The sequence below is a fragment of the Crenothrix sp. genome, from assembly GCF_043729335.1.
In the GTDB taxonomy this organism is placed as follows: Bacteria; Pseudomonadota; Gammaproteobacteria; order Methylococcales; family Methylomonadaceae; genus Crenothrix.
The window spans coordinates 1-13,759 of the sequence record NZ_JAYTLQ010000006.1; the positions used below are offsets into that span (position 1 = coordinate 1).

13 protein-coding genes are annotated in these 13,759 nt (G+C 43.3%); 6 read left to right on the top strand and 7 right to left on the bottom strand.

The window, feature by feature from the left end; all coding sequences use genetic code 11:
* Positions 1 to 503: 503 nt before the first annotated feature.
* From ACHZC4_RS02380 to ACHZC4_RS02405, 6 genes are all read left to right on the top strand, one after another.
* Complete coding sequence (locus ACHZC4_RS02380) at positions 504 to 722, top strand: cold-shock protein (protein ID WP_394752175.1); 219 nt, start codon at positions 504 to 506, stop codon at positions 720 to 722.
* Between the two features lie 237 nt (positions 723 to 959).
* Entirely contained in the window at positions 960 to 2,504 is a 1,545-nt protein-coding gene (locus ACHZC4_RS02385; protein WP_394752176.1) for an OprO/OprP family phosphate-selective porin, read from the top strand.
* A 153-nt stretch (positions 2,505 to 2,657) separates the two neighbouring features.
* Positions 2,658 to 4,184 (top strand): choice-of-anchor I domain-containing protein, encoded by a 1,527-nt coding sequence (locus tag ACHZC4_RS02390; protein WP_394752177.1) that lies wholly within the window; start codon positions 2,658 to 2,660, stop codon positions 4,182 to 4,184.
* Between the two features lie 21 nt (positions 4,185 to 4,205).
* Positions 4,206 to 5,492, top strand: a complete 1,287-nt coding sequence (locus ACHZC4_RS02395) for an oligosaccharide flippase family protein (protein WP_394752178.1) — start codon at positions 4,206 to 4,208, stop codon at positions 5,490 to 5,492.
* Between the two features lie 212 nt (positions 5,493 to 5,704).
* On the top strand, positions 5,705 to 6,214 hold the full coding sequence (locus ACHZC4_RS02400; protein ID WP_394752179.1) for a hypothetical protein: 510 nt from the start codon (positions 5,705 to 5,707) through the stop codon (positions 6,212 to 6,214).
* 352 nt (positions 6,215 to 6,566) lie between these two features.
* Complete coding sequence (locus ACHZC4_RS02405) at positions 6,567 to 7,079, top strand: hypothetical protein (protein ID WP_394752180.1); 513 nt, start codon at positions 6,567 to 6,569, stop codon at positions 7,077 to 7,079.
* Positions 7,080 to 7,342: 263 nt separating this feature from the next.
* Here the strand turns inward: ACHZC4_RS02405 and pgl are convergent, their stop codons facing one another.
* From pgl to pstB, 7 genes are all read right to left on the bottom strand, one after another.
* Entirely contained in the window at positions 7,343 to 8,026 is a 684-nt protein-coding gene (gene pgl / locus ACHZC4_RS02410) for a 6-phosphogluconolactonase (protein WP_394752181.1), read from the bottom strand.
* Complete coding sequence (zwf, locus tag ACHZC4_RS02415) at positions 8,027 to 9,511, bottom strand: glucose-6-phosphate dehydrogenase (protein ID WP_394752182.1); 1,485 nt, start codon at positions 9,509 to 9,511, stop codon at positions 8,027 to 8,029.
* Between the two features lie 200 nt (positions 9,512 to 9,711).
* Positions 9,712 to 10,119, bottom strand: a complete 408-nt coding sequence (locus ACHZC4_RS02420; RefSeq protein WP_394752183.1) for a ketosteroid isomerase-related protein — start codon at positions 10,117 to 10,119, stop codon at positions 9,712 to 9,714.
* Between the two features lie 94 nt (positions 10,120 to 10,213).
* Positions 10,214 to 11,221, bottom strand: a complete 1,008-nt coding sequence (locus tag ACHZC4_RS02425; protein ID WP_394752184.1) for a heme A synthase — start codon at positions 11,219 to 11,221, stop codon at positions 10,214 to 10,216.
* Entirely contained in the window at positions 11,209 to 12,189 is a 981-nt protein-coding gene (locus ACHZC4_RS02430) for a YgfZ/GcvT domain-containing protein (protein WP_394752185.1), read from the bottom strand. The genes ACHZC4_RS02425 and ACHZC4_RS02430 overlap by 13 nt, the downstream gene beginning before the upstream one ends.
* Positions 12,190 to 12,217: 28 nt before the next feature.
* On the bottom strand, positions 12,218 to 12,949 hold the full coding sequence (phoU, locus tag ACHZC4_RS02435) for a phosphate signaling complex protein PhoU (protein ID WP_394752186.1): 732 nt from the start codon (positions 12,947 to 12,949) through the stop codon (positions 12,218 to 12,220).
* A 12-nt stretch (positions 12,950 to 12,961) separates the two neighbouring features.
* Positions 12,962 to 13,759: a phosphate ABC transporter ATP-binding protein PstB gene (gene pstB, locus ACHZC4_RS02440; RefSeq protein WP_394752201.1), complete on the bottom strand. Its 798-nt coding sequence runs from the start codon at positions 13,757 to 13,759 to the stop codon at positions 12,962 to 12,964.

Consider the following 13,759-nt stretch of genomic DNA (forward strand, 5'->3'; position numbering starts at 1 on the left):
TAATTCAGACAAAGGGTCGGTGGCAACAGTTTTGGGATAAGGTTGACCAATTTGGGACTCAGATTTGTGCTTAAGAACATCTAATTAAATCAGCACCCGATCATTTTAACTTTTTCGGGCTGTTCCTACCTTAATTATTTAGGAAAGATGTCTAATGTTAACTGTTCGTCAGGCAAAAGTTGGGCAACGTAAAGCATCCAGATTATTTGAAAAGATGTTTGCAAAATGATCTGCCGCTGCCAAGGTTCTTGGTTATTTTGAAAAACTGATAGGTGATGAGGGCTTGCTATTTTAATTTATAACCACAAATATAATTGCGAATAGGTTTGACAACCCAATTAATTAACCTACAATAGAGTAAGCTAAGAAATACGATATACCCTTTGTTTACCACTTCGATGCCTCCACGTTGTATTCGTCCTGTTTTTCATACCGTAATATTCAAATTTACCAGCTTACTGGCCTTTTTTTTAAAGGCTTTATTTAATTTTTAGGACTCTTATATGACTATTCCAGCAACAACTACCGGCACCGTAAAATGGTTTAACTCTGAAAAAGGCTTTGGCTTTATTGAACAAAAATCAGGCCCTGATGTTTTCGTACACTTTAAAAACATTTTAGATACCAGCGGTTACAGAACCCTTAACGAAGGCCAACAGGTTGAGTTTAAAATCACCCGTGGCATGAAAGGCCCACAAGCCGAAGAAGTTAAAGTCGTTTAAATAACGCAAGGTTGAGGGAAAATCTCCCTCAACCGCTTTTCAAAGAGGCTTGCCCTCACATCACACCCTTGTCCGCGTATTTTTCCTGTTAGATAGCCATGGTATCTCTTAAGCTATTTGTTGTTTTTTAATATAAATTGTTGCTTGTCACACAACTGTAACATAACTGTAATATAGCTGTCATATTCCCCCCTTAAGCTGTTCCAAGTTTTCACATACTTAACTTGCGAGCATTTCATGAAACAACCAAGACTCACATTGGCGATAGCAACGGCCTTAACGGCATGCGCGTCATCGACAGCTTTTGCGATTGATCTTTATGTTGATACCAGAACTCAACAGATCTATGCAGAACCTGGCCCTCATCGTGAACTGATGGGCTCTTTTGAAAGAAAGGAAGATAAAGCTGCCGAAACACTAAGCCCTTCTGATACCCAAGCCATAAAAGAAGATTTGGAAGCCAAAACTCTGCAAATTAATGCGTTAAAAGAACACGTTGATGAAACAGATAAAATCAAAGTTAAAATGGACGAAAAAGGCTTACAGGTTGAAACAGCAGATAAGAAATTCAAGTTTAAATTGGGTGGCCGTATTCAAGCGGACGCATCATTCCATAACGGTGATGTCTTATCAAGAGGCGGTGTTCCTGTTGAAGCCAATGATGGTACTGAGCTGCGCCGTGGCCGTATACGTTTTGAAGGGGTATTTGGCACGGATTGGTTGGCCAGATTGGAAGCCGATTTTGCGAATGACCGGACAGCGGTTAAGGATGCTTTTATCCAATACACGGGCTTAAGCCGTTACGCAAACATTACTGTTGGGCAGCAAAAACAAAACTTTAGCCGAGAGTTGCAAGAAAGCTCCAACGACATGATGTTTACCGAACGGTCACTGATGAATATCTTGGCGGCTCCAGTAGTTGACCGTGCTATCGGTCTTAATTTTACCCATAATGATGAAAAATGGATGGGGGAAATCGGTATTTTCGGTGACTCTATTACGCCGCCAACCACTGCGGGCAGTGTCAATACGGGAGGCACACCCACTGCGGGACGAGTGGCAATGGATGAGGGCTGGGGTATTTCATCACGTTTTACTTATAACCCGATTATAGAAAAAACCAAAATGATCCATTTGGGCGTCGCAGGAAACTACAGAAAACCGGATGACAATTCTGAAGTGGCAAAAAGTGCGCCCTTGAGAAATAACTACAGAACCACCAACATGTCAGACTTATCGTTGCTTGATAGCAGTGTCTTTAATGTTACCGACATCACCATGTTGGGATTGGAGGCCGGCGCTATCTATAAGGCGTGGTCAACAGGTTTTGAATACACGCAAAGCTGGATTAATTGTAATGCAAACTGTAACAATGCTGACACCACACCCGATGTACAAGATGGTCTAAGCTTAAATGCCTGGTATGGCGAGATAGCGTATACACTGACAGGTGAATCGCGTGGTTATAAAAACGGCAACTTTGGTTATTTAAAGCCTGCCAGACCTTTCAGTTTAAAAAATGGTGGCTGGGGTGCATGGGAGCTTGCAACACGTTATTCAGAAGCTGATCTGAATGATGGCAACTTTAACGGTGGCGGTCTTTCTAACGTAACCGTTGCGCTTAACTGGTACATTAATAACAACTTCCGACTCATGGCAAATTACACACGCATGTTAGACATTAGAAACTCACCTTTATCGGTACTCGATGGTTCTGAACGAATCAGTGGAGATAACACCGATCTAAATACGTTTATGTTACGCGCTGCCATGTTTTTCTAAGCATCAATTTATCATTGTTCGTACCTTAAAGCCGAGCGGTATACCGCTCGGCTTTTTTTATGGGTATCAAATCGTATATCATAGTAGTCTTTACGACGGAAATACTTAGAAAGTTACTGTTGTCTTGATATGCTCATTCTTTTGAGGTAAACATTGAAAATTAATCCCATTTTTCTTACCAAACTATTTCCAGCGTTGTATTTAGTCGCCTGTGCATCAGTACCCAACCATTCTGCCAATTGGCGTGTAGATGCAGTTAGCCTTTACGATTCAGGCCATAATAAAGGCACGGAAATCATCAGTGTACAACAAACAACGCTACTTGCCGTACTCAGTAATTTTGATACCGGTGAAGTAGATGTGCTGGATGTAAGCCAGCCCACGCATTTAAAAAGAACCGCGCGTTTTAACCTAGGGTTAGCCAAAGGTGAAGAACTCACCTCGGTGGCTTTTCACCCCACTTTAGATGTATTTGCGGCGGTGATTGATGCCGGTAACAGTCCGGGTCGATTAGAAATGCGCTCGGCAACAACCGGTACACTATTAGATAGCATCACCGTTGGCTTTGGCCCTGATGCCGTGGTTTTTTCAGGCGATGGCACTGTGCTCATGATTGCCAATGAAGGCGAAGACTTTTTGTTTGAACCATTGAATAAACAATTTTTCAGCCCAGAGGGCAGTATTTCACTGGTGCGTCTGAGCAAAACCGGACACATCAACAGCCACAAAAATTTGGAACTGGCTGACATGATTAATCATCTGACGATTGTCATCAACAAAGGTGGCCGATTTATGGAACGGGAAATCGACTGGAATGGCGATGGCAAAATCAGCAAAAAAATGGATTTTAACGGCGACGGTGTAATTGACAAGAAAAAAGTGCTGCTAGGTTACTTTGAAGGCCGTGATGTGTTCGGTACCGAAACCAGTGGCGAGAAAAAAATATTAATCCCGATAAAGTCCCATTCCTCCGCTTTATTAGAACCGGAATACATTGCCATCAGCCCGGATGCCAGCAAAGCCTACGTAACCTTGCAGGAAGATGATGCGGTCGCGGTGGTGGATTTAATCAACGAACACGTCATGAGCTATTATGGTCTGGGCGCTACCCACCACAAAACCGATGCCAATTATGACGGCTGGGTAAAATTTAACCAATCACTGACAGGGCTACGCGAACCCGACGGGATTACAACAATAGCCAATGGCCGGTATTTTGTTACCGCTGATGAGGGCGATACCGACTCGGATAGCTCTACTCAACCGGAGAATCAACCAACCAGTGGCGGACGTTCAGTCAGCGTATTCGATGCAGCGACCGGTACCTTATTGGGTGATACCGGCAATCAGCTTGATGAAACGGCCTTCGCCAATAAAATTTACCCTGAACGGCGCAGTAACCGCAAAGGCTCTGAACCTGAAATGCTGGTTGCCATCGATCTGGACGGCGTGCCCTATATTGCCGTCGGTATGGAAAGGGCTGGCGCTGTTGAGCTGATTTCACTGGCAGATCCTAGCCATCCTAAGGTAGTTGCTTTAGGCAAAATTACCGGCGATGATGATAAATCACCGGAAGGTATCGCCCATTTTGAGATTGCTGGCGAGCATTATGTGATTACCGCCAATGAAATGAGCGGTACGGTGGAGTGTTTTAAAATCAGTCGCAATCCCGCCAAATAGGTCATTGACGCATGCTACGCGATGCCTGAAAATTATCCTTTAGATGTACACCCCACCAACTTTCGGTCGCTGTTTTTATTTGTATTAACGCTAGGCAATTATGCCTTGATGTATCTGGCCAATATCGTTTTGGCCAGATCGTTAACCATCAGTGATTTTGATGATTACAATGTGGCATTGTCCATTGTCACTATACTGTCAACACTGGCAACGTTGGGCTTGGAAAAATACGCCCTACGCGGCATTGCATTATTTCGGGAACGTCAGGATTGGCGAAAATTCCGGGGTTTCTGGTTATTTTCACTCAGAACCATTTTTGGTTTCAGCGTGTTGTTGTTTATGCTATTGGGCATTGGGCTTGAAACTTTATTGGCCTTACACGATGCTGATTACCATATTGCTATCGTGTTATTTGCCGGTTTTTTGCCCATCATTGCCATTAGTTTATTTCTGGTCGAGGTGTTATCCGCACAGGGCGCGCACTTATTAGGTTTTAGCCTTTACCGGTTATTTTTGCCGCTGTGCTATTTACTTTTAATCACAAGTACTTCTTCAAGCCACATACCGCTAACAGCATCAACAGCAGTGCTGTGTTTTGGCGCGGCCTGGACATTAACCTGCGGTGTTATTTGGTACGCAGCAAAGTTATTAATGCCTGCTGAAGCTAAACACGCTACACCGTTATCACTCCCCAAAAAATGGCTTAGCCGTTCATTACCGCTGGTATTTAACAGTCTTATGTTAACGGTAATGACTAGCAGTGGCGTAGTCATCCTGGAAATTCTGTTTCCTTCCGGTTTACAAGTCGGTGTTTATGCTGTTGCCGCACAAACGGGCGGATTTATTTCCTTAATCGGTACATCAACCAATCGGTATTATTTGCCTATGATGGTTGTTCTGATTGACCACAAAAATAAAGCTGCCATTCAGCAATTAATTAACCAAAGAACGCTGGTTGTTGGTAGTCTGATTTTAACCTTATTCGCTGTTATTGTCCTTTTTGGACAACAGCTACTGAATTTATTTGGCAGCCAATTTAGCTGCGGTTATTTAACCTTGGTGATTATTGCCACAGGCGCATCTTTCAGTGCATTATTTGCCGATATTCCCTATTATTTGCAGTTTATAGGCTTCAATCGCACAGTCTTAAGCTCAACTTTACTGGCAATGACGACTATGGTAACGCTGGCTTGCTATCTGGGTAATCTGTTCGGAACCGTAGGCGTAGCCATCGCTTATATGTTGCCCGTGGTTTTATTGTTTAGCAGTTTTCGGGTTATGGCAGAAATCCACTTTAGACGCTTTTAAAGCAAATTGTCATCAGGTCTATCGTTTTAAAGCCACTTAATTCCCTGCCTTATATATGTCACACAATCTTCACACAACTGCAACAAATTTGTCATAAATAGCCTATACACTACAACCTACATAATTAGCCACAGATGCTTGTTTGTAGTCAATTATGTATAGATATTTATAGTCTTTTAAACCTGAAAGTATTATTTTGGAGATTACACCTAATGAATAAAAAAGCCCCTTTGATTGTTATGATTGCTGCCTTAAGCTTTTCCAGCTTTAACGCTATGGCTGCCGGAGAATGTGCGGCGCAAGTGGTTTCAAAATTAGCGTCAAATGCAACCTATAAAGCATTAAATGCAAAGCTTGCTCCAAAAGTAGCCAATTTAACAGCGAAGTTAAAAGCCGTTAAAGATCAACCTACTTATGCCAGTTTACTTTCCGAAGTCAAAGCTACGGCCGGCACTGACCGTTTAGTGATTACCTTAGCCGATGGTACCGTTGTTGTTGACACTGGCAAATCAGCCAACAACAACTATGGAACGTACGCAGCAAAAGGCGTTAACGAAAACCATAATTCGCGTGTTGCCATCATGTTGGCTCAAACTCACGAATGTGGCCTTGGCGTTGAAACTAAATACAGCTCAACCGACAAATCTCAAGAAAAATATGTAGCCATTCGTCTTGGCGCATACCTGGACAGTGCCGGTACAGCAAGATTGTCTAGAAAATAAGACTCCTGCTATCAACAGGATTGCTTTACAGTAGAGATACAAGGGACAATTAATTGACAAGGAGTCACTTTTTAAAAGCCTGTCTTAAGCATATCGCTTAAGACAAGCTGTAAAGTCAGCAGCACTACTTTTGTAGGAAAATTAAGGATTTCGGTTTATTTCATTTATAAAGCAACACTTCACATTACAAGCCTTAGCGCCTGTCACATAATCGTCACACAAATGTAACAAAACTGTCATAAAGCGCCGATATACTAAGGCCTGCGTAATTAGCCACAGATGCTTGGATGTAGCTAATTATGTACAAACCTATAAACCATTTTAAACCTACCATCTTTATTTGGAGATAACATTGAAAAATAATAAAACCGCTTTGGTTCTTATAATTGCTGCATTAAGCTTTTCCAGTTTTAACGCTATGGCTGCCGGAGAATGTGCGGCGAAAGTGGTTTCAAAATTGGCGTCAAATCCAACCTATAAAGCATTAAATAAAAAGCTCGCTCCAAAAGCAGCCAATTTAACAGCAAAGTTAAGAGCCGTTAAAGATCAACCGACTTATGCCAGTTTACTTTCCGAAGTCAAAGCTACTGCCGGCACTGATCGCTTAGTGATTACCTTAGCCGACGGTACCGTTGTTGTTGACACTGGCAAATCAGCCAACAATAACTATGGAACATACGCAGCAAAAGGCGTTAACGAAAACCACAACTCGCGTGTTGCCATCATGTTGGCTCAAACTCACGAATGTGGCCTTGGCGTTGAAACCAAATACAGCTCCAGCGACAAGTCTAATGAAAAATATGTAGCCATTCGTCTTGGCGCATACCTGAACAGTGCTGGTACAGCAAGATTGTCTAGAAAATAATAGTCCGGATATTTTAGGACTTTATACAAAATAACGGACAGCGAGAAGACAGGATGTCACTAATTTGCAAAAGCTTGTTTTGGACTTAAACTCCAAAACAAGCCGTAAAAAATCATTTCAATTGGCTTAAAACATCCGCTATATTTTCAATAGCCATTATTGCATCGTTCGGCATCAATAATCATCCCACTCCTGAAACTGCCCCGCTTTAAGTGGGTAACCTAATAAACTAACCCAGATTTTTAAGCTTTTAATAAACTGGATTATCCTGGTTCCGCATCTTTATCCATATAAATATCAATAGGAGCTGTCGGTTTAATGGTTGCAACCGGCAAATCTTGCCCTGACCGCCATTGCAAAACTGCCTCTTTTTTACCAGCTCCGGTAATAATAAAAATAAGCTGCTGTGTGTTACTTAATGCTTTAGCACTTAATGAAACCCGTTCTGCCGGTGGTTTAGGCGAGTTGTAGACCGCATGTGTTAATTCATCAAGGTTATGCTGGTGGCCTGGGAACAGACTGGCGGTATGGCCGTCTTCGCCCATACCTAGCAATACCATATCAAACGGTAATGCATCGGCGACGATTTGCTGGTAAAACTCTGCGGCTAATTTGGGGCCAAATTCGGCAGGCATGGTAAATATCTGGCTTTCAGGAATAGCCACCTGTGCTAAAAATACCCGTGTCGCCATCACGCTGTTTCTATCCTTATGCTCTTCCGATAAACACCGCTCATCGCCGTAATAAATAAACCATTTACCCCAATCAGCGTCGGCTTTACTCAGTAAACGATAGACTTTTTCCGGCGTGCTACCCCCTGCCAATACTAGCTTAAAGCTGCCGTGTTCACTAATAGCTTCCTCTGCGGCAGCCAGTATGCGCTGGCACACCGCTTCTGCGACCTGATCTGCTGTGTCTAGGGTGTGCCATTGAATTTTTTCTTGCATTTACTTACACTCCGGAGTTAAGGAACTGCGCCAGGATTGCGCTTCTTTATCAAATAATCGACTGTCTTCAGGCCCCCACGAACCCGCAGGATAGGTGGCGATATAATCACGCTCCACCGCCCAGGTTTGTAAAATCGGATCCACAATCCGCCAGGCATGTTCAACTTCATCAAAACGCAAAAACAAAGAACGGTCACCTTTTAACACATCCAGCAACAAGTCTTCGTAGGCATCAATGGCTTTTTCATTCTGGTTACGAAAACTGGCGTCCAAACTACTGGTGCGGGTATTCATTTCAAGACCGGGTTCTTTTACCGTCATTTCTATGCGAATACATTCTTCCGGCTGAATACCTAATAGCACCCAATTAGGGTTCATGCACTGCACATTGGTACCACGAAAGAATTGCAAGGGGGGATGGCGAAAACAGATGGAAATTGTAGATTGAGATTTCGCCATGCGTTTGCCGGTACGTAGATAAAACGGCACACCACGCCAGCGCCAGTTATCAATGTACAGCTTCATGGAGGCATAAGTTTCGGTGACACTGTTAACCGGAACATTTTCTTCCTGCAAATAGCCGTTAACTTTCTCGTCATCGATAACGCCTTTAGCATATTGCCCCCTAAAAGCCTGGGCATGCACAGCTTCTTTAGGGATAGGCCGGATTGACTTTAACACTTTAACTTTTTCATCGCGCAAAGATTCCGCTTCCATAGATACCGGTGGCTCCATGGTAACCAGCGTCAACATTTGCAACAAATGGCTTTGCAACATATCCCGCAACGCCCCGGCACTGTTGTAATAATCAGCGCGGCTGCCAATACCCAAGGCTTCCGAATGGGTAATTTGGATATGGTCAATATAATTACGATTCCATAACGGCTCCAGCATAACGTTGGCAAACCGGAACACCAGCACATTTTGCACCATGCCTTTACCCAGATAATGGTCAATACGGTAAATTTGTTCTTCGGTTAAATAATGACTGATACGCCTTTGTAAGGCTTGAGCACTATCCAAATCGTAACCGAATGGTTTTTCAATGATAACCCGCCGCCAACCATTTTCTTCATCAAACAAATGATTATTACTGAGATTTTCCATTACCGGGCCAAAATCCGCAGGACTGATAGACAGGTAAAAGGCTATGTTTTTGGGAAATTTATCTTTTTGCTCAAGTGTTGTGGCTAGCTCACTGTAGCATTGCGCCTGATCAATATCACCACGATGGTAATACATCCGGGCACTGAAGCGCTGAAATACTTTTTCATCAAAATCATCTTTGACTTTAGCCTCCAGCATAGCCCGAAGTTCTGTCAGCCATTGTTTCTGATCCCAAGGCCTGCGCCCTATTGCCACAATGCGCGTGCTATCAGGCAGTTGATTTGCGGCATCAAGATGATACAGGGCAGGCATGAGTTTAATGCGGGATAAATTACCCGTGGAGCCAAAGATAACGTAGGTACAGGAGTCTGCATTCATAGTAGTTAAGATAGTAAAGTAAATCGAAATTGCGGCTACCTACTAAACTGGGGACAGATGTAGGTTAATCCTTTAGTCCTGAGCTTGTCGAAAGCTGGCCGGTGTGCCGCTCATGGTTCGACAAGCTCACCACGAACGGCACCCCTTCACCTGTCTCGCCTTAAGTTGGAAGCCCCTAATTGAAGCTAAACTTCAGCGGACTAACCACTCACCTGAGCAATCCAATCCTGCAAATTGTAATAATTGGTAATGCGTGCCACTTTATTATCACGAATCTCAAAGAAAGCACCGGCTGGCAAATGGTATGTTTGGCCCTGGGCTTCTGGTAAACCGGTATCGGTTTTAATATATTCACCCAAAACAACAAACTCGGCAGCCGCGCGTTTGCCGTCGGCCGTCGCCATAATAACCATATCGACCAGTTGTTCTTTGTAGTTATGGTTCATGCACGCCATAAATTGCGTAAACGCTTCTTTGCCAATTTCCCGCTTACCTTGATTAATGTCATGTATGACATCGTCAGTCAGCAAATTTAGAAAAGTGGCCATATCGCCACCGTTAAATGCGGCATAGTATTGCTCTACAAGCGTGATGCTGGTTTGATTCATAATGATTCCTAACTAAGCTGAAAAACCCGTTATTATCCTGTAATTTAACAGCTAGGCCAACCCAAATTCAGCGACTATCATGTCAAGCAGCAAATTACTGCGTCGCCATGCTATTGTTTTGCATGTTTTGCACGGCATAACGCAAATAGACAAACAGCGAAAATTGCGCTCCAAAAATAAGATTGGCCATGAGCAAATGCAAGGGCTGAGCAACGGCGGGCATACCTAATCTATCCAGGCTAACGCCCACCAGAATGGCTATAACAATACAACTTATCAATGCTAAGCTCATCCGATGTAAAAACACTACACGGCCACGATAAGCACGGTATAACTTCCAAACCAGCCAGCTGTTGGTGAATAAGATAAGCGATGAAAATGAACGATGTACATAAAAAATAATCGGAAAGCTCTCGCGCCAGAAAGCACGATCTATGCCGACTTGGGAGTTAGCTAAAACATCAACCGCTTGCCGCACCTGCGTACCCATGGCGACTTGCAGTAATGTCATTGCCATAGCAACAATTAACACTGTTTTAAACTGGCCTGGTAAAACATTGACGTTAATCGTTGGAATAAAAGTCCGTTGCGATCGTAACACCGTATAAATTAGCAAACTTACCAAAAACCAGGCCAATAACATGTGCAAAGTAATAATCACCGGCCTTAAATTACTTGCAACCACCGTTGAACCTAACCAACCCTGAAATCCCACCAAAAAAAACGCTGCCATCGATAAATAAAACACGGTCTTATCGGTCTTGTGGTACGCTCTGGAGGCGTAAGCCGTCATAAAAATCAATAGGCCGATAGCCACGCCGCATAACCGGTTAACGTACTCTGTCCACGTCTTGAAGGCATTAAATTGAGTGTCTTTATAGCCACTATCAGCATAAATCTGATGATAATTTGCCGGTAGCTGCGATTCATCGGTAGGTGGAATCCATTGGCCAAAACACGTTGGCCAATCCGGACAACCCATGCCTGCACCGGAAGCCCGCACGATGCCACCCACAAGAATCAACATGTAGATCGCAAAAATGGTGATGATTCCTACACGCCGAAAATAAAGCGCTGTTTGTGGATTGATTAGGTTGGCCATGCTAATAAAGTTAATGGCGTTTGGTCGGCTAAAGTAAGTTTCGGCATGTCAGTTTCTGAAACGGAGAGCACAACCAGCATTTTGCATTTATTGTGGCTATGCTGCGCTGATAGCACACTGCCCACCGCTTGGGTATTATCTGGATTTTCGTCAAACACAGCGGCGTTTCCCGCAGGGAGGTGGACACTATCGCATTCTGCAATAAACAAAGCGCGTTTGGTTTTACCCAGATAATGAGTACGAGCGACAATTTCCTGGCCGGTATAGCAGCCTTTGTTAAAACTGACGCCGCCTAACTTATCAACATTAAGCATTTGCGGAATGTATTCCTCCGAGGTGTCTTCACTCAACCAAGGAATACCCGACATAATATCAAGAGTTTGCCATGCGGCTGTATTGGCGGCATTAAAGCCTTGATTAACACTGTAATCAGACCACAATATAACGGCCTTATCTGTTTGTGCAATAACTAATTGACGATTTTCTAGTGCAGAAAACTGTACTGAAATACTATCTTGCCCCTGCACGTCAAACTGTTTTGCCAGTGGCTGTTCAGATGTTGATAAACCGATCAAGCACAGTGTATCCGAGCAATCTGTTAAGGTAACTACTGAGCGCAAAACGTACATTTGCAATTTCTTTTTAACGGGCCCCAGTAATGCGTGTGGCAAAACCAGTAAAAAGCCTTCTGTGCTTTTGAGCAACAAAAACGTACTAATCACCCGTCCTTTAGGATTGCACATGGCACCAAAAATAGCTTTACGTTCACTTACTTCATTAACATTACACGTTACTTGGCCTTGCAATAGGTTTGCGGCATCTTTACCGGTAACCGATAAAACCGCCAAATGCGTAAGCGGATAAATATGTTTGTCGTTTTCAGGCAAACCGACAGGAAAGACGATGTGTTGCTCATCTTCAAATAGTGCCTGCTCGGCCAATAAAAAGTCTTTCCATTGTTGATTCATAAACAACAGGGGCAATTTTCAATAAAAATCATCTTCGGCTGTTTCTCAATATTTCTTCAATTTCTTCCTGGGGAAGATGCCGCACATTTTGACCTTTTATCATGTAAATCAAATGCTCACAAATATAACAGGCATGATCACCTATTCTTTCCAAGGCACGCACCGTCCATAATACATTTATAGTACGGGTAATATTACGCGGGTCTTCCATCATGTGGGTAATCAGTTGCCTAAAAATACTGACGTATTCACGGTCAACATTTTCATCGCGTCCGGTAATGGTTGCCACATCATCCACATCCATACGGGCAAAAGCATCCAATGAATCATGCAGCATGGCTCTTACCAGATCGGCCATGTGTTGTAATTCGTAATAATTGTCTTTTTTAGAGACGGGACTTTCAATATCTGCTAAAGAAATGGCCATTTTAGCGATACTTTCCGATAAATCTCCGACAATCTCAAGTTCATTAATGACCTTAATCACAGTAATCAACAATCTTAAATCAAAGGCGGCTGGCTGTCTTAGCGCGAGAATCTGATTACATTCCCGATCTATGGCAATTTCCAAAGCATCAACCACATTATCTTGCCTGATGACCTGATCTGCCAACTCAGCATCACCGGTGGTGAAAGCTTGCACAGCCCATTCTATTTGCTGTTCAACCAGTCCGCCCATGGTTAACACTTTATTACGAATATCTTCCAATTCTTTATTAAACTGGCCTGATATGTGTTGGCCTATTTTTCCAGTATCCACTGTTAATTCTCCTTATCCGTATCTGCCGGTAATATAATCTTCGGTTTGTTTTTTGCGGGGGTTAGTGAACAATTCACTGGTCGTGCCCATTTCTATTAATTCCCCCAAGTACATGAATGCTGTGTAATCGGAAACCCGTGCTGCTTGTTGCATATTATGCGTTACGATCACTATGGTGTACTTTTCTTTCAGTTCGTTGATCAGTTCTTCAATTTTTAAGGTTGAGATCGGATCAAGCGCCGATGCCGGTTCATCCAATAACAACACTTCCGGTTCAATGGCGATAGCTCTGGCAATCACCAAACGCTGCTGCTGTCCACCGGACATGCCTAATGCGTTGTCATTAAGACGATCTTTCATTTCGTCCCACAGCGCCGCGCCGCGCAACGCATTTTCAACGGTTTCTTCCAGTATACGCTTATCGTTAACCCCTTGAATACGCAAACCATAGGCCACATTTTCAAAGATGGATTTTGGAAACGGATTAGGTTTTTGAAATACCATACCAACACGCCTACGTAACGCAGCCACATTAACGCTTTTGTCGTAGATGTTTTCATTTTCCAGCAAGATTTTGCCTTCAATTCGAGCGCTATCTACCAAATCATTCATGCGGTTAATACAGCGTAACAAAGTGGATTTTCCGCAGCCACTGGGGCCGATGTAAGCGGTAACCCGTTTTTTAGGCATTTCCATGGTAATGTTGTGCAAAGCCTGCTTTTGTCCATAGAACAGATTCAAATTCTCCACACGCACACACACTTCAGTGGGGGTGTGGTTTTTGCTTTGTCCGCGCAAAACAGAATTCAT